The sequence below is a fragment of the Kribbella hippodromi genome, from assembly GCF_039531045.1.
GTDB lineage: Bacteria > Actinomycetota > Actinomycetes > Propionibacteriales > Kribbellaceae > Kribbella > Kribbella hippodromi.
In genome coordinates this window covers 34,895-52,098 of the sequence record NZ_BAAAPH010000011.1, presented here as the reverse complement: position 1 = coordinate 52,098, position 17,204 = coordinate 34,895, and the positions used below count along the sequence as shown (strand labels likewise).

The following is a 17,204-nucleotide window of genomic DNA, read 5'->3' as shown; positions in this document are numbered from 1 at the left end:
GCGGCACACTTGGCCCGCCGGCGCAATAGCCACACCCGAACTCTGTCACTTGCTGCAATCCTCTTGCCCCGCTGAGTCGCCATCGGCCATCCTCAGCGTGCCCTCAGCTTCCTGAGCGGCGCACCTCGGGGGTGCTGGCAGTTCGGCTGTTGTCACTTCAGGGGTGGGGTATATGGCGTCCAATGGCTGGTCCCTGCGCGCTTTCTCGCGGCAGGTAGGTCTCATCTCGATCCTGGCGGTCCTGACCGCCGGCCTGGTCCCGCTGCCCCCAAGCCATGCGGCCAAGCCACCCAGCCCACCGAAGTCTGCGAAGACCGTCGCCGAGGCGACCCGGCTCGCGGCGCAGTACCAGACTCCGGTCGAGATCGAAGCGAAGACCACGGCGTACACGCGCACTGTCGCGACGCCGAACGGAACGCTCAGCGCCGAGGTCTCGAACCAGCCGGTCCGGGTGAAGAAGGACACCGGCTGGGTATCGATCGACACCACGCTGGCCACCCGGCCGGACGGAATGATCGCCCCGAAGGCATCGCCGAGCGATATCGCATTCTCGGGCGGTGGCGACGGGGTGCTGGCGCGGTACACGCAGGACGGCGGCGTCTTCGAACTGCAGTCGCCCTGGCCGCTCGCGGCTCCGGTGATCACGGGCAGTACGGCCACGTACGCCGCTGTGCTTCCCGGCGTCGACCTCGTGCTGGCGGCCACCAAGGACGGATTCAGCTACAACCTGGTCGTCAAGACCCGTGAAGCGGCCGCGAACCCGGCCCTACGCAGCGTGAACTTCCCGGTCACCACTCGGAATCTCGAGCTGCGCACCACACAACCCGGTCGGCCGGCGTACGTCGACCGATCCGGGCGCCAGGTTCTGACCGTGGGCGAGGCCCTGATGTGGGACTCGGCCGGGGCCAGCAGCAAGGCCAAAGCGAACGTCGCGGCCGCAGTCGGTGAAGGTCCCTCGGGGAAGGCGAAGCGGTCGCTGATGCAGTTCGGCGGAAACCGGACCGGGCTGACGGTCACGCCGGACCAGCGGATGCTGACGGACCCGGCCACCGTCTTCCCGGTGGTGCTCGACCCGACGATGACCGGAAGCGCCGCCAAGACCGGCTGGACCGCGGCCTGGGAGCTGTACCCGACCACGTCGTTCTGGAAGACCACGCACAGCCTCGGGGTCGGGTACGAGGGCTTCGAGCAGAACAAGATCGTCCGGTCCTTCTTCATGTTCGACACCAGGGCGTTCACGAACAAGAAGATCATCGGCGCCTCGCTGCGTACGTACGAGATCCACTCCGCGAGTTGCTCGGCCCGCCAGGTGACGTTGTCCCGGACCAGCCCGATCTCGTCCGCGACCACCTGGGCGAAGCAGCCGGCGGTACAGGCCGACGTCGCGACCTATCTCGGCGCGAACGGCTACAACTCGACCTGCCCGGCGAAGAACGTCGAGTTCAACGTCACGAGCTCGATGCAGTACACGTCGACCGCGAACGGCAGTTCGACCACGTTCCGGCTGCGGGCCACCAACGAGGCGGACGAGATCGCCTGGAAGCAGTTCGACAGCACGGGCATCCTGACGATCGAGTACGTCGCGTACCCGCTGCCGGCGTACGAGCTGGGCGCCGCGACCGCGACCGATCTGCCCAGCGCGTGCGCACCGTCCAGCAGCCCAACCATCGTGGCGTCGCTCCGTCCGCAGGTCTCGGCCAAGGGCAAGGTCGGCGCCGGCGACACCAGCGCGCGGATCGTTGTGCAGTTCCAGATCATCAGCCAGTCCCAGCAGGTGTACGAGTTCCAGGGCGCAACCGTGTCGCCAGGGGTACTGGTCAAGCTCGCTGCGCCGTCGAATCTTCTCGACGGCTTGCTCTACACCTATCGAGCCCGGACGCTCTATGCCATCCCGGGTGGGACGTTGGCTTCCGCGTGGTCGGGGACCTGTTACTTCAAAGTGGACACGACACGTCCACCGCCACCGACCATCACCGCGAGCTACAACGGCAAAGCGCTGTCTGATTGCCTGACCAGCAACACACCCGATGTCTGCCCGGAGTCGGTGCCGTTCGGTGCGAAGGTGACATACACGATCTCGTCGGCGGCTTCCGATGTCGTTGCCCTCAGCTACGGTTTCAACGGCAAGATGACCAAGGTCAACGGCCGTACGATCACCGTCTCGCTGCTGACCCCAGGGCAGACATTGATGACGCTCGGAGCGGTCGCTCACGACGGCGCGGCGCATGCCAGTACGACGGCGTACTTCCGGATCAACGTCGGGCCAGGGCTGCCACCCGTGGCGGCGTGGAACCTCGACGAGGGCAGCGGGACGACGGCTGCCGACTCGTCCGGGAAGAACCATCCGCTGACGGTGACCGGAGCAACCTTCGATGACGCCGGCCGGGTTGCCGGCTCGCTCACCTTCAACGGTGACAACGCGGGCGACAACCGGGCCACCGTCGCCGGCGCCGCGAGCGTCGTCGACACTTCGCAGAACTTCTCGATCTCGGCCTGGGTCCGCCCGACCGCGGTCAAGGATGCCGGCGTGGTGGCCATCACCGGCACGCAGGCGAACGGTGGTGTGCTCCGGTACGCCGCCTCGACCAACACCTGGACGTTCATCCAGAACGTCAGCGACTCGACCACCGCGGCCCAGGCCCGGGTGGATTCGCTGGCGCCGCCGGTGCTCAACGTCTGGACGCATCTGCTCGGTGTCTTCAACGCCACGGACAAGACGATCGCGCTGTACGTCAACGGCCGGCTGCAGACGAAAGCGAGCTTCACCTACACGCCGTGGAAGGCGACCGGCACGGTCGAGGTCGGTTCGTACCGGGTCGGGACCGGCGCCGGCGTACTGGCCGGGGCTGTCGACGACGTGAAGATCTACCCACGAGTGCTGGAAGCCGTCGAGGCGAATCGGGTGGCCGACCCGCGCACCGGACCGGCCGGAAACGACGAGGCGGTCGCGTCACTCGCCGCGAACTTCGCGTTCGACAGCGCCTTCCCGCGGCCCAACGGGGTTTGGGTGACCGACGATTCGGTGTACGGCCAGGCGCTTGCCGTCACCGGTTTCGCCGGGGCGCCGGACCAGTCGTCGGCGATCGTCGAAGACCCGGAGCGGGGCAACGTCCTGGCAGCGACCGGCACGGCTTCGGAGTACATCGCCGTCAACCGCCCGCTGGTCGACGCGACCGCGTCCTTCTCCGTGACCCTGTGGGTGAAGGTGCAGGATCCGACCAAGCCACAGGTGTTCGTCCGGCAGCTCGGGGCGAAGAAGGACTCCTGGCGGATCGAGTATCGGCCGACGACGGACGACAACGCGCTGTGGGTCTTCAGCAGAGCCCCCAGCGACACGGACTCCGCCACCTATGTCGAGGTCACCCAGCCGACTAACCAGACCACGGCGGGCGAGTGGACGGCGTTGGCCGCCGAGTACAGCGCCGCGACCGACGAGATCATGCTGTTCGTCACCGACCGGTCCGGCGACGGAGGCATCGCGTCGTTGACGACACCGATCCAAGGCAGCGCGGTGGTCGTCGCGCGGCCGGGTGTGGCTGATACGGCGTACGCACCCTTCAACGGCTACCTGGATGACCTGAGGGTCTACACGGGGGCCGTACCGCAACGCCAGCTGTGCATCGAATTCCGCGGCGACCCGACGGAGTGCTCCTGATGAACCTGCATCGAACTTTGCGCACCCGAGTACTGCCAGTTCTCGTCGCGCTGTCGCTGACCGCGACGGTGGCGATCGGTGGACCGGTCGATTCCGCCGAGGCCAAGGGCCCGGACCGGCCGAAGCCGGTCAAGACCAAGAGCACCAAGGTCAAGGATGTGCCGCCGATCGCGCCGCCCGCCGAGTCCGCGGACCTGAAGAAGGCGGTCGCCGAAACCGCTGAATTCGCAAGCCGCCCGGTGAACTGGCCGACCCCGGGCCGCCGGAGCGTCGCTGTCGACACAGCTGTCGAGCCTTACGGGTTGATGCCGCCGGGCAGCGCGGTCGGGTCCGGCGGACTGATGCCGCCGCGCAGTGCGGCTGTTGGGTCCGGCGGGGTGGTGCCGCTGGGTGCCGCGACTGTTGGGCCCGGTGGGGTTGCCGCTCGGTCGGTGCGGCCGGGTGGGGTGGCGGCGGTTGATCTTGAGTTCTTGGATCAGGCGGCGAGTGCTCGGGCCGGCGTCAGTGGTGTGCTGGTCAAGGCGAAGGCTCCGGCGCGATCCGATGTGCGGCTGACGTTCGACTATTCCGGCTACGCGAATGCGTTCGGCGGCGAGTGGGGTTCGCGGCTTGAGATCGTTGCCCTGCCGGCGTGCATCCTCACCACGCCCAAGGTCCCGGCGTGCTCCACCAGTACACCATTGCCGACGGACAACGACTCGGCGAACGACACGGTCACCGCGACCACTCCGGTCGGCGCCCAGCCGTCGGTCTTCGCGATCACGGCCGGCTCGGAATCGAGCACCGGCGACTACGCGGCCACCTCCTTGTCGGCGGCGTCGAGCTGGTCCGGTGGAGGATCAAGTGGTGACTTCACCTGGTCTTACCCGCTCCGGATGCCGCCCGCGGCCGCCGGTCCGACGCCGACCTTGGCGTTCCAGTACTCCGCGCAGTCGGTCGACGGCCGTACCTCGGCGACAAACAACCAGGTTTCCTGGGTCGGAGAAGGGTTCGACCTGACGGAGTCGTTCGTCGAGCGCAAGTACACGAGTTGCGACGAGGACGGCAACGTCGGCAAGTACGACCAGTGCTGGAAGTACGACAACGCCACGCTGACGCTGAACGGCAAGTCCAACGAGCTGATCCGGGCGTCCGGTGACGTGGCCGGCGCGAGCACCTGGAAACTCAAGAACGACGACGGTTCGCGGGTCGAAAAGCTGATCGGCACCGACGACAACGGTGACGCGCGCAAGGAGTACTGGCGGGTCACGACCACCGACGGGACGCAGTACTACTTCGGCAAGCACAAGCTGAAGCCCGGCCTGACCGCCGTGACGAACTCGGTCTTCACGGCGCCGGTGTTCGGTGACGATGCGGGCGAGCCGTGCCACCAGTCGACGTTCGCCGCGTCCGGCTGCAACCTGGCATGGCGCTGGAACCTCGACTACGTGGTTGATCTGCACGGCAACGCGATGTCGTACTGGTACACCAAGGAGACCAACTACTACGCGAAGAACGGCGTCGCATCGCCCGGCACCGCGTACGTACGCTCCGGGTATCTGAACCGGATCGACTACGGGCTGCGCGACGGCGCGCTCACCGACACAACGAAGGCCCCGCAGCAGGTCGTCTTCACCACGGCCGAGCGTTGCCTGGCGAACTGTTCGGTAATGAACGCAACGACCAAGGGCAACTGGCCCGACGTCCCGTTCGACCAGGTCTGCGAAGCAGGGGCCGCGTGTACGAACAAGGTGACGCCGACCTTCTTTACCCGCAAGCGCCTGTACCAGATCCAGACACAGGTGCTTACCGGTACGACGTACCAGGCAGTCGACTTCTGGCAGACCAACCTGACCTTCCCGTCGACCGGTGACGGCAGCGACGGCAAGCCGATGTGGCTCAACAGCATCTCGCACAGCGGCAAGGTCGGTACGGCGCTCAGCGTTCCCAACGTCACCTTCAAGCCGGTCGGCCTGGCGAACCGCGTCGACTCCGGCTCCGACGGCCTGAACGGACTGATCCGCTTCCGGATCGGTGAGATCAACACCGAGACCGGCGCCAAGGTCATGGTCAACTACGCCGGCAAGGAGTGCATGTCCGGCGAGCGGCCGGCCAAGGACAGCAACACCAAGCGCTGTTATCCGGTGAAGTGGAAGCCACCGCGTGATCCCGAGCGCGAGGACTGGTTCCACAAGTACGTGCTGGACAACGTGGTGACGTCGGATCAGACCGGAAACGGCGCTCTGATGGTCACGCAGTACGCGTACTCCGGCGGTGCGGCCTGGCACTACCAGGAGTCGCCGATGCTGAAGGACGACGACAAGACCTGGTCCGAATGGCGCGGGTACGGCGTGGTGACGACGTACTCCGGTGACCCGAACGACACCGCCTCGCCGCGGAGCAGGTCGGTCACGAAGTACTTCCGCGGAATGGACGGCGACAAGCTCGAGGGCACGACCGCGCTGAAGAACGTCGATGTCACCGACACAGCGGGCGGCGTACGCGCCGATGCGAATCCGCTGTCGGGCAATCCGCGCGAACAGATCACCTACCAGAATGCCACCTCGAACAACGAAGTTTCTGGCGTGATCACCGACTACATCATCACTCAGAAGGCTGCGTACGCGGTCCCTGGTGGCACGTTGAAGTCGACCTTCGTCGGTGCATCCGCCACGCAGAGCCGCGTTGCCCGTGATGGCGGTCGTCCGGACTTGGTCAGTTCGAGCAGCACCCAGTACGACCCGGACAACACGCTGCCGACCAGGGTCAGCGACGACGGTGACGTCACCAAGACCGACGAGACTTGCACCGTCACGAGCTACCTCAAGAACACCACGACTTGGCTGATCGCGTTGCCGATCCGCAACGTCACTTCGACCGGTGCGTGCGATGCCGAGTCCGCCGCTCCGCCGGAGAACCGGGTCCTCACTGACGTACGCACGTTCTACGACGGTCAGGCGTACGGTGTCGCGACCCTGGGCGATGCGACGACTGTCCAGCGCCTGCACCACTACACCGCTGGGCTGCCCGTCTACCAGAACACCGGCACCAAGGGGTACGACGCGCTCGGCCGAGTCACCAGCTCCGGTGATGCACTCGGGCGGATCACCACCAGCACGTACACCCCTGCGACCATTGGGCCGCTGACGCAGCTGGTGGTCAAGCAGCCGACCGTCAACAACTTCAGCGGTACGGCGGTCAACTTCACCACCACGACGACGTACAAGCCCGAGTGGGGTGTCCCGGCGACGACGACCGACCCGAACGGTAAGGTCACGGAGCTCGCGTACGACGCGCTCGGCCGGTTGACGAGCGTGTGGCTGCCCAGTCAGGCGCCGGCGTCGACAAAGCTCGCCAACACCAAGTACACGTACACGATCTCGAACACGGCGCCGTCGACGATCCGTACGGATCAGCTGAACATCGAGGCCGACGGGTACCTCACCTCGTACCAGCTGTTCGACTCGTTGCTGCGGGACCGCCAGAGCCAGTCCCTGGGGGCCGACGGCGGCCGGGTGATCAGCGAGACGCGCTACGACTCACGAGGTCTGGCGATCTACTCGAACAGCGGCATCTGGAACTCGTCGGCTCCCGCGGCCACTCTCGTCGCGATCCCGAACGCGTCGGTTCCGACCCAGACTTTCAACGAGTACGACGGCGCGGGCCGGGTCGTGAAGTCGACGTTCCAGACCATGCTGCAGCCGATGTGGTCGACCACGACCAGCTACGGCGGCGACATCACTACGGTGCAGCCGCCGGCCGGAAGCCCCGCGACCGCAACGGTGACCGATGCCAAGGGGCAGGTCGTCGAGCGGCGCGAGTTCAAGGGCAATACTCCGACCGGTACGCCGGATGTCACCACGTACGCGTACGACCTGGCCGGCCGGATGACCAGGATGGATGGTGCGGGCGGGGCGTGGACGTACAAGTACGACCTGCGCGGGCGGAAGATCGAAAGCACGGATCCCGACTCGGGCAAGACCGTTTCGGCGTACGACGAGGGTGATCGGCTGGTCTCGACCACCGACTCGGCGAACAGCACGCTCGTCACGACGTACGACGCGCTGGACCGCAAGACCGGGCTCTACAAGACGAGTGTCGCGCCGGAGAACCTGCTGGCTGACTGGAGGTACGACAAGACCAGTCTGCTCGGGCAGGTGGCCGAGTCCGCGAGTTACACCGCGGGCAAGACCGGGCCGGCGTACCGGACGATGATCAACTCGCGGAACGTGCTCTATAAGCCGACCCAGGTGACGCGGGTGATCCCGACCGTCGAGGGCATCGAGATCGACGGCAGCTACTGGACCAACTACGGGTACAAACCCGACGGCAAGACGCTGGCGCTGACCTCGCTGTCGGGTGGCGGTGGACTCGGCGCGGAGGACATCCGGTACGAGTACAACGCGATCGGTCTGCCGCTGAAGATGAACAGCGACCGGACGTACGTGAACGGCACCGAGTACAACCCCTTCGGCGATGTCACGAAGCTGGGGCTCGGCTCGGCGTTCGACATGGAGATCAACAACATCTACGAGGACGGCACCCGCCGCCTGGCCCGGACCACCGCGGGCAAGGCGAAGGTGTTCGCCGACCACCTCTACACGTACGACCCGACCGGCAACGTGACGAAGGACTACAACAAGGTCCCCGACGCGTCCGGCGGTGACGCGCAGTGCTTCAAGTACGACGGTCAGCGCCGTCTTACCGAGGCGTGGACGCCCGCGAGCACCGACTGCGATCAGGCGCCTAGTGCTTTGAGTCTCGGCGGCGTCGCGCCGTACTGGCAGTCCTGGACGTACACCCCGATCGGCCTGCGAAAGACGCAAGTCGACCACTCGTCGACCGGTGACGTCACCAGTACCTTCAACTACAACACCGACCAGCCGCACACCCTGGCCAGCGTCACGCAGACCGGTTTGCCGACCAAGAACTACGAGTACGACGCTCGTGGCAACACGACGGTGCGGCCCGGTCAGACGCTGGACTGGAACCCGCAAGGCAGGCTCTCGAAGCTCTCCGGGGCCGCGGGCGACACGAGCTATGTGTACGACGCCGAGGGTGCTCTGTTGGTCCGCCGTGGTCCGACGCAGACCACATTGTTCCTGGGCGAGCTCGAGCTGACCCTGGACAAGGCCACGCGCAAGGTTCTGGGGAAGCGGCAGTACGACTTCGCCGGCCAGACCATCGGCGTACGCTCAGCGAACGGCACCGCGACCTCGGACATGTCCTGGCTGGTGCCCGACTACCACGGCACCTCCATGGTCGCCGTGGACGCTGCCACCCAGGTCGCCACCACGCGGTACGCCAAGCCCTTCGGTGATCCACGCGGTGCCACACCGACCGCCTGGCCCGACAACCACGGCTTCCTGGGCAAACCCGAGGACAAGGACACCGGCCTCACCACACTGGGCGCCCGCGAGTACGACCCGACGATCGGCCGTTTCCTCAGCGTCGACCCGATGCTGGACGCGAGCGATCCGCAGCAAATGCTCGGCTACACGTACGCCAACGACAACCCCGTCTCCGGCTCCGACCCGACCGGCCTGATCAACCGCGACGACGGCGCCGGAGGCGGCGGCTACACCGACGACGACGTCGACATCCTGTACCCCGTCGCCGGCGCCGTCAACGACAACCCCAACCCCCACCGCAGCGACGACAGCGGCGGCACCAACCACGACAACGGCAGCGGCCACAAGGAAAAGAAGAAGGGCGGCGTAGGCGGCTGGTTCAAAAAGCGCGTCAACGACGTCAAGGACAAGGTCGACGAGGCCCACGACTGGGCCAAAGACCACGCCTCCGAAATCGGCCAGGCCGTCGCCATCACAGTCGCCGTAGTCGGCGTAGCCGCCTTCTGCGGCGCCACCGCCGGCATCGGCTGCCTGATAGCCGCCGGCGCCGTAATGGGCGCCGCCGGCGCCAGCCTCGGCTACGGCGCTCGAATAGCCCTCGACGACCAAGAATCCTTCGACACCACAACCTTCGCCAAAGAAGTCCTCGGCGGCGCCGCCGAGGGCGCCGCGGGCAGCGCGATGGGCATCACCGCGGCGGCCGGCGCAAGAGCTGGAGCCGCCGGCATCGGCAAGGTCCTGACCGGAAAATCCGCCGGCGAGACCGCCGCCAAAACCCGAACTCTCTGGCGCGGAGACACCCGCCATCCCGGACAGATCTTCAAGTCCGGCTTCCAGGCAAAGGGGGGCAACACCAGCTACGGGGACTACTTGCGAGGCAAGGGCGACGGAATCTGGATTTCGACCTCGCGGTCCGCGGAGAGCGCTCGTCAGATGGTCCTCCGGGTGAACAAGCGTAGGCAACAGGGCTGGGTCTACGAGCTTGCCGACCCAGGCGGCGGCATTGACGCACGAACTGAACTTTTGCGGTCGGAGGTCACACTGCGATCGGAGAAGGAGATCAGCTTCGTGGGAGAGATCGCGCCCGAGTTCATCAAGTCCGCTAGATTCACTGGTAAGTGGGGATGGAAAGGCCCAGTGATCGAGAATCCGGGGTACAAGGGACGATGAACAGCCCAATTGATTACCACGAGGTGGAGCCGCTGACGGTTTGGCTCGATGGGAAGGAGCAACGGTGTTCTCTTGACGAGACTGCCACTACTGATGAGTACTGGACATTGGTTCTGACTGTTCCTGACGGGAGGAGTTGGAGCGGAGCCGGGCAGGGGTTGTGGACAGCGTTCGTTGAGCTGCGCCGCCAAATCGAACCTCTTGGTTATCGACTCTGCTGCGCCGGCGCCCGTACCGACGCTTTCATGCGCCAGGGAAAGTCCGTTGGCGGATATGTCGTCGATCTGTGGACGCGTCGTACTATGTTCGGGATCCGGCATGAGGCGGAGTTGTTCGACTATGCCCCTGTTGACAAGGTCACCACTGTCGACGAGCAACTGGCCCGCTATGACCGCTGGATAGACACCCCGTGGTGGCGGGCGCTCCTGCCGGGCGATCCGGTCCGTCGAGCGTGAGAAGAGAGCCTGCCGACGAATAAGTATCGCGAGGCGGAGCCGGTGATGGCTTGATCGGCGGGGAGGAGCAGCTACACCCTCGGCAGTCGGATGACTAGCGGAGGTGCTCGTCGGCGAGCCTGCGGAGGTCGCACTCGCCGGTGCGTCCAGCGTCCGATCGGGGCCGCCAAAGAGGCCCAGGATCGATTCTGCATACCGTGTGCGTGGCCCGCGGGAGGTAGTCATCCGAGATCTTGTCTCATCGGCGACGTGTGGCGTGCCGGGAGGTGCTTGGGATGAGTGAAGTCGGGTCAGGAGCCGTCGGTATTGCTGAGCGGCGGATTGGGGCGACTGATTGGGGCCGATACGAGCGGTTGTCGGGGTCGGCCGCCGGGCTCGGGGAAGTTCTCCTGTCGCTTTTGGACGCGGATCGCGAAGGGGCGGGGGCTGCCAGGGATCACCTCGAGAACGAGGTGGTGCCTCAAGCCAACCTGTACGGCGCGGCGGAACCTGTGATTACCGTCTCGGCGGCCTCGTTGGCCGATCCGCGGCCTCAGTGGGTTCGGATCGTGGTGCTCGACTTGATGTTTGTGATCTTGTCGGGTGCGCCCACCCTGGAAGAGGTTGAGCGTGGCAACGGCGCATTGCTGGAGCATTGCGTCGCTCGCGTCCGGGAGTCGGCGTGGCTTATCGCGCGCGAGGCGCTGACAGATGTGGCCTGCTATGACGCGGCACTTGACGTTCTCGACATCGCCGATGCTGACAAGAAGGTCTCTGAGTTCATTCGGTTGGCCGGTCAGGGGAAACCTTGATTGAGCTGAGTACGTATGACATTGCTGAGCCGGTGACCGGTGATGACTATGGCGAGCTTTTGCGGGTGCTGGCACCGGTTGCGACCAGGTTTGGGTTGATTGTTCAGATGCCATTCGCGGTTTTGCATGAGCCGGCTAGGGAAGTGCTTGAACGGCTTGGTGGGCATCTGGTTGATGCCATGGACACGCAGGCCTGGCCGGGGTCTCAGATTGTCGGCCGGATGACCGTCGAGAGGTTCTTGTTCCGGCTCGATGCCGAGTCGCTCGAGGTGTTGGTGTCCTCGGCATCGAGCCTGTACGACTGGGTGAACCCAATGCTGCCTGAAGATCTGCATTTCTTGCGGTCGGACGGGTCGGTGGTGCTTGGGACGGTAGCCCAGGAGGACGACGCGTGGCTGCAGTTGACTCCGGCGGAGTACGAGGGGATCGCGGCCCGGATACCTCGGGGAGTTGTACTGCGGCGGGCCTAGCCACTCCACGTCGGGCACTTCAAGAATGCTGCATGTCAAGGTGTTGTCGGGGAACACGGCCAGCTGGGAGATCGCGGAGCAGATGATGATCGACGACTGGACGGGGTCGACAACTTGCGGAATGGGGTCAACTCCATCGGGACGAAGAGGTTGCACTTGATGCCGAATCAGCCGTCTTCGCGATGACAAGGCAGACGTTTGTGGTCGGGCAGCGACTCAACGGGACGATCGAGATGGTGATCACCGGGTCGTGGTCCGACGAGGCCGGCGCGGCGTTCATTGACGAAGGCGCGGACACCCTTGTGCTGAACTACGCACTTGGATTCGACATGGCTGACCTGGGATTTCTCGACGGCTTGCCGGTGCGGAACCTGGTAGTCATCGACCGGCGCCTGCAGTCGCTCGATCCGATCTACAGCCTTGCATCGACGTTGAGAAGCCTGAGCCTCACCGTGGATCCAGCGTTGACTGTCGATCTCGAACGGCTGGCCGAGTTGACCGAGATCGGGGTGGATTGGGGCCAGATCAGGCAGACGTTCCGCTCTGCGGTTCACCTCGTGCGACTGTTCGCGAGGCGATACACGGAGGACGATCTGTCGGTCGTGGCGTCTGCCAGTGAGCTCGAGACACTGGTGCTGAAGGATCGGCCGCGCTTGAAGTCGCTTGGCGGGCTGGACGCGCTCCCGGGACTTCAGCATCTCGGCGTCCATCTCGCCGCGCGTCTCTCCGACGCCGGAGCGGTCCGTGGGTCGATGCTGCGCGAACTGCACCTTGAAGCCTGCAAGAAGGTGACCACGCTCGACGACATTGCAACGTGTGGTGATCTCGAAGTCCTCAACCTGAGCGACGGCGCAACCTTCCCGACTGCTGAACCACTGCGAGCGCTGACGAAACTGCAGGATCTCCTGATGTCTGGCTCCACGAAGATCCAGGATGGTGACCTGCGCCCGATCGCCGATCTTCCGCACCTCCGGGAGCTGCGCATGCGGAGCCGGCGGCACTATCGCCCGAGCGTCGAAGAGATCCAGAACCTCATCTCCGAGCGACAGCAGCTATGACTGACCTGCCGGTGTACGCGCTCGGCTGGTTTGAGAAGTCTCGCTGGCTGGGCGTGGAGTTGCGCCTGGTGTTCGTCGTTCGGCCGATGATCGCGACAATCCGTCGGTGTGGATCGACTTGGACGGGAGCGATCGCATGGTTCGGTTGACGATCTGGAGCAGTGGCGAGGCCGTACTGGCGGTCGCGGAGGTGAGCAGCACCGGCTCGATCTTGCTGGAGGAACAACTGAGGCTCGGGGACGTCGCTGCGTTGGATAGGACGCTCAGCCGGGCGGTACTGGTTGCCCTAGGCGATGGAGCGAGCTGAGTACGCCGTCGTAGCGCAGGATTGGCTGAGCTGATCGAATGGCTGTCGGGGGAGACATGCCGAGAACGGTGGGTTGATGAACGTCCAGGAGCTTTCCGCGCTGCTGCAGTCGAAGGGGGTGCCCCCTGGTGCGTACAGCATCGGCTCGGACAGCAGCGAGTCGTACTGCCTGCTGCCGGAGCAGGGCAGCTGGCGCGTGTACTACAGCGAACGAGGCAACCGCAACGACGAACGGGTCTACGCGAACGAAGCAGACGCGTGCCAGGCTTTGCTCGACCTCCTGCTGCGCGACCGATCAGTGCAGTCGTACCTGCGACAGAACTGATCCACTCCCGTGTCTGCCGCCGGACCGGGGAGGTTCTTCTGATGAATGGTTGTCCGGATGCACCACGAGTTGCTTTCTATTTCGGGCGTGCTCAGTCTCAGCCTGGTGCTGGGCGGAGGTTCGTGTTGTATCCGGCATGCTGACTATGCGTACGAGTACCAGGATGGTCCTTTGTTGCGGCTGGGCCGGAGGTTGGGGTTCCGGATATGGGGGCGGCGGTGGCGTGTGCGGTTGAGTGTCGTTGGGAGGGCCTGTTCGTGGCGACGGTGGGTCGGCTTGCCGAGCGTCTGCGGCGGCCGTTGTGGGTGCTCGACAACCGGGATGTCGTCTGGAATGCGAGCGCGGTCGATCCGGCTCGAGTCGCGTTGTAGTTGAGAGGAGACCAGAGATCTCAGTCCCGGTGTGGGGTGAGTTGCGGCCGTTGGGGTCGTTGGCGCCCTCACCTGGAGGGGGTGCGTGGTCGGCGGTGGGGCTCGACAGGTCGGGTGTTATGGCGGCGGAGGTGCGGTAGCTGGTGGCGGGCTATCTGGCTGGGTGTCCGTTGTTCTTGGCCTGGATGGAGTACACGACGGATCTGATTGGTGGCCGGTTTGGGGTAAGTGGTGGGTCGGCGATTGCTTCCGATGGGGTGTACTACTGGCGATTGGATGCGGCCGAGTACGTTCGCGAGTACGGGATTGTCGTACCTGACGCCCTCTTCGGCACTTTGAGGCAGTGAATTGGAAACCGCCGGTGTTTTCCAGCGGCCAGTACGCAGTGATATACCAGCAGCTTGACGCCATGCTCGGTGGCGGGGAGGTCGGATGAAGGGCGCGATCTTGATTTCGGTTGGTGAGGCTTTCTTTGAAGATGTCGTGGAGAGTCTTGTCGCTGAGGGTGCGGATTACACTCCGGGATTTGGCGGGCAGGTCCAGTTGCGGGACGGTGCGGGGCGGATGTTCATGTTGTATCCGTGGGGTTCTGATGATGTGTATGGGTACCAGGAGGGTCCTTTCTTCCCGGCTGGTCCGGAGGTTGAGGTTCCGGATATGCGGGCGGTGGTGGCGTGTGTGGTGGCGTGTGTGGTGGAGTGTCGTTGGGAAGATTTGTTCGTGAGTACGGTGGGTCGGCTCGCGGGGAATCTGCGGCGGCCGATGTGGGTGCTTGATGATCGGAGTGTTGTGTGGGATGCGAGTGCGGTCGATCCGGCTCGAGTCGCGTTGTAGGAATGGGCTGTTCATGGTGCGCGAAGGTGCGCAATGATGGGCCGACATGCCTAGTGCGGCCGGGGTGAGGGGGTGGGCTGATGTGGGGCTGGGTGCAGCGGGGTGTAAACAGGGTTGGGGCGCCCTTTGGAGTCGTGGTGGAGCGTTGCCGCCGGACAAGGTCAAGCAGTTGCCGCTGGCGGTGCTCGTCGAATTGATGGATCGTCGCGTTGGTGACGGGCTTGGGACGGAGGGCCGTCCGGGGTGGGTTTCGGAGAACCTGGCGGAGATCGAATATGTGCTTCTTTTGCCGTACACCTGGAACAGGGGGATAATGCTGCGGTGTAATGCCGTGGCTTTTTTGAGGTCTGCGGCACCGGGGGCTGCGGCGGTCGGGAGGTTTCCGATCGACTTGACGCAGCCGGAATACCACGCTTTGGTGACCGTTTCCGGTCGGGCCGCGGGTAAGCGGTCGTGGGATGTTCTGCTGTACTTCCCGATGTTGCCGTTGGATGAACCTACGACCCAGGATTTCGCAGAGTGAGTGAGGAGTTCGACTATCACGCTGTCGAGCCGGTCAAGGTGTTGATCGATGGCGTTGAGCGGGAGTGTTTGCTGGATATGCGGTCGACTCCGGATTCGTACTGGGTGCTGGTTCTGGCGACGCCTGAGGGTGCGAGCTGGACAGGAGACGGTCACGGGCTGTGGACCGCGTTTCTTGAGTTGCGGCGGCGGCTCGATGCGGTTGGTTACAAGTTGTGTTGTGTGGGGGCGAGGCGTGATGCCAACATGCGCGGGGGCAAATGGGGCGACGGTGACATCGTGGATGTTCTGAGTCGGCGGACGTTGCTTGGGTTTCAACGCAAGGCTTACATGTTCGATTACGCCCCGCCGGGGAAGGTCACCACGGTTGATGAGCAGGCGGCGCGGTACGACCGATGGTGGGACACGCCCTGGTGGCGAGCGTTGTTGCCTGGTGATCCGGTGCGTTGAGCGTCGAGAGCTCGGAGTTGGGGTGGGCTGGTGAGGGACGAGGTCGATTACCACGAGGTCGAACCGGTGGTGGTTTGGCTTGATGGTGAGGAGCAGAGGTGCTCTCTTGACGAGACGGCCACCACAGGCTCGTACTGGACGTTGGTTCTGACGGTTCCTGATGGGAGGGTCTGGACTGGGGCCGGGCAGGGGTTGTGGACGGCGTTTGTGGACGTGCGGCGGCAGATCGAGGCGCTTGGTTACCGGATGTGTTGCGCAGGCGCTCGTGCCGATGCGTTCATGCGGCAGGGGAAGTCGTTCGATGGATACGTCGTTGATCTGTGGACCCGGCGGAGCTTCTTCGGGATTCGTCATCAGGCTGAGTTGTTCGACTATGCGCCGGCGAGCAAGGTCACCACTGTTGATGAGCAGCTGGCCCGGTATGGCCGGTGGATTGAGACGCCGTGGTGGCGGGCGTTCGTACCGGGTGATCCGGTTCGTCGTGGTTGAGGAGGGGATCGGGGCTGGTGGTGGTCTTCGGCGGACTTCTCAGGTGACGGCGTGGACCTGACCGTGCTGTCGGACGCCGATCTCAGCGCGTTCATCAAAACCATTCATGAGGCGCGGTTTCCGGCGCTGGAGAATGATCCGGCGATCTGGGCCGCTCCGTTCGTGGTGCGGTTGCATGTCGAGCTGATTGCCGAACATGAGCGGAGGCTGGCCGGTCAGGGAGCCGGGGAGGTGGCTCGGCTTCACTCATGGCTGGTGTGGCGCGGGCGGGAAGAGCATGAGTCGGTGTTGCGGCGGATTCGAGGGAATCCTGCATTGCGTGGACTCGTGCGTGACAACCCGGCGGTGATGCGCGATCTGCTGCGGCCCTTTGTCGTCGACGACGACCTGCTCGTCGAGTTCGCGGACGCTGCTGAATCCGCGGGGGACGGTGGGAACAGGCGATGATCGACTACCACGTGGTGCATCCGGTTACCTGTTTGATCGGTGGGGCCGAAGAGGTGGGTTCGTTGGAGCGGAGCGCAACCGATGAGTCGTACTGGACGCTGGTCCTGACTGTCCCTGGTGGGAGGAGTTGGACTGCGGCGGGGCAAGGGTTGTGGATGACGTTTCTCGCGTTGCGGCGGGAGATTGAGCCGCTCGGGTACCGGCTGTGCTGTGCGGGCGCGCGGATGGACGCGATCATGCGGAAGGCTCGTGACGGGAACAACGACGAGGTGTACCTGCTGACGCGGCGAACGCTCCTGGGCGTCCAGCACCGGGCGTGGATGTTCGATTACGCCCGGCCGAGCACGATCGGCACCGTCGAACAGCAAAAGGCCCGCTTTGACAAATACCTAGTCACCCCTTGGTGGCGGGCGCTGTTGCCGGGGCGGGCGGTTCGGTGAGCAACGGAGTTCATTACCGCGTGGTGGAGTCGGTTACCTGTTTGATCGATGGGGTTGAGCAGGTGTGCTCCCTGGAGCAGGCGTCCACCG

The 17,204-nt window shown here is 64.8% G+C and carries 15 protein-coding genes; all 15 read left to right on the top strand.

Annotation, left to right across the window (positions count from 1 at the left end; translation table 11 throughout):
• Positions 1–172: 172 nt before the first annotated feature.
• The 15 genes from ABD260_RS18245 to ABD260_RS18175 all read left to right on the top strand — a co-directional run bounded on the left by ABD260_RS18245 (position 173) and on the right by ABD260_RS18175 (position 17,114).
• The gene (locus tag ABD260_RS18245; RefSeq protein WP_344234783.1) at positions 173–3,655 is read left to right on the top strand and encodes a LamG-like jellyroll fold domain-containing protein; all 3,483 of its coding nucleotides are present in this window, start codon (positions 173–175) and stop codon (positions 3,653–3,655) included.
• Positions 3,655–10,155 (top strand): RHS repeat domain-containing protein, encoded by a 6,501-nt coding sequence (locus ABD260_RS18240; protein WP_344234782.1) that lies wholly within the window; start codon positions 3,655–3,657, stop codon positions 10,153–10,155. Before ABD260_RS18245 ends, ABD260_RS18240 begins: the two co-directional genes overlap by 1 nt.
• The gene (locus ABD260_RS18235) at positions 10,152–10,610 is read left to right on the top strand and encodes a hypothetical protein (RefSeq protein WP_344234781.1); all 459 of its coding nucleotides are present in this window, start codon (positions 10,152–10,154) and stop codon (positions 10,608–10,610) included. The genes ABD260_RS18240 and ABD260_RS18235 overlap by 4 nt, the downstream gene beginning before the upstream one ends.
• A gap of 275 nt (positions 10,611–10,885) precedes the next feature.
• Positions 10,886–11,401, top strand: a complete 516-nt coding sequence (locus tag ABD260_RS18230) for a hypothetical protein (protein ID WP_344234780.1) — start codon at positions 10,886–10,888, stop codon at positions 11,399–11,401.
• Positions 11,402–11,622: 221 nt separating this feature from the next.
• Positions 11,623–11,871 (top strand): hypothetical protein, encoded by a 249-nt coding sequence (locus ABD260_RS18225; RefSeq protein ID WP_344234779.1) that lies wholly within the window; start codon positions 11,623–11,625, stop codon positions 11,869–11,871.
• Positions 11,872–12,104: 233 nt separating this feature from the next.
• Positions 12,105–12,929: a leucine-rich repeat domain-containing protein gene (locus ABD260_RS18220; protein ID WP_344234778.1), complete on the top strand. Its 825-nt coding sequence runs from the start codon at positions 12,105–12,107 to the stop codon at positions 12,927–12,929.
• 43 nt (positions 12,930–12,972) lie between these two features.
• Positions 12,973–13,236 (top strand): immunity protein TriTu family protein, encoded by a 264-nt coding sequence (locus tag ABD260_RS18215; protein WP_425553354.1) that lies wholly within the window; start codon positions 12,973–12,975, stop codon positions 13,234–13,236.
• Between the two features lie 76 nt (positions 13,237–13,312).
• Positions 13,313–13,561, top strand: coding sequence for a hypothetical protein (locus tag ABD260_RS18210; protein WP_344234776.1), 249 nt, complete (start codon positions 13,313–13,315; stop codon positions 13,559–13,561).
• A gap of 514 nt (positions 13,562–14,075) precedes the next feature.
• A complete protein-coding gene (locus tag ABD260_RS18205) occupies positions 14,076–14,279 on the top strand; it encodes a hypothetical protein (RefSeq protein WP_344234775.1) in 204 nt (67 codons plus the stop codon).
• 85 nt (positions 14,280–14,364) lie between these two features.
• Positions 14,365–14,766 carry a hypothetical protein gene (locus tag ABD260_RS18200; RefSeq protein ID WP_344234774.1) on the top strand — a complete coding sequence of 134 codons (402 nt, stop codon included), beginning with the start codon at positions 14,365–14,367 and terminating at the stop codon, positions 14,764–14,766.
• A 145-nt stretch (positions 14,767–14,911) separates the two neighbouring features.
• Positions 14,912–15,289: a hypothetical protein gene (locus ABD260_RS18195; RefSeq protein ID WP_344234773.1), complete on the top strand. Its 378-nt coding sequence runs from the start codon at positions 14,912–14,914 to the stop codon at positions 15,287–15,289.
• Complete coding sequence (locus tag ABD260_RS18190) at positions 15,286–15,738, top strand: hypothetical protein (protein ID WP_344234772.1); 453 nt, start codon at positions 15,286–15,288, stop codon at positions 15,736–15,738. Before ABD260_RS18195 ends, ABD260_RS18190 begins: the two co-directional genes overlap by 4 nt.
• A gap of 30 nt (positions 15,739–15,768) precedes the next feature.
• On the top strand, positions 15,769–16,227 hold the full coding sequence (locus ABD260_RS18185) for a hypothetical protein (RefSeq protein ID WP_344234771.1): 459 nt from the start codon (positions 15,769–15,771) through the stop codon (positions 16,225–16,227).
• Positions 16,228–16,278: 51 nt separating this feature from the next.
• On the top strand, positions 16,279–16,674 hold the full coding sequence (locus tag ABD260_RS18180; protein WP_344234770.1) for a hypothetical protein: 396 nt from the start codon (positions 16,279–16,281) through the stop codon (positions 16,672–16,674).
• Entirely contained in the window at positions 16,671–17,114 is a 444-nt protein-coding gene (locus ABD260_RS18175; RefSeq protein ID WP_344234769.1) for a hypothetical protein, read from the top strand. Before ABD260_RS18180 ends, ABD260_RS18175 begins: the two co-directional genes overlap by 4 nt.
• Positions 17,115–17,204: the final 90 nt, after the last annotated feature.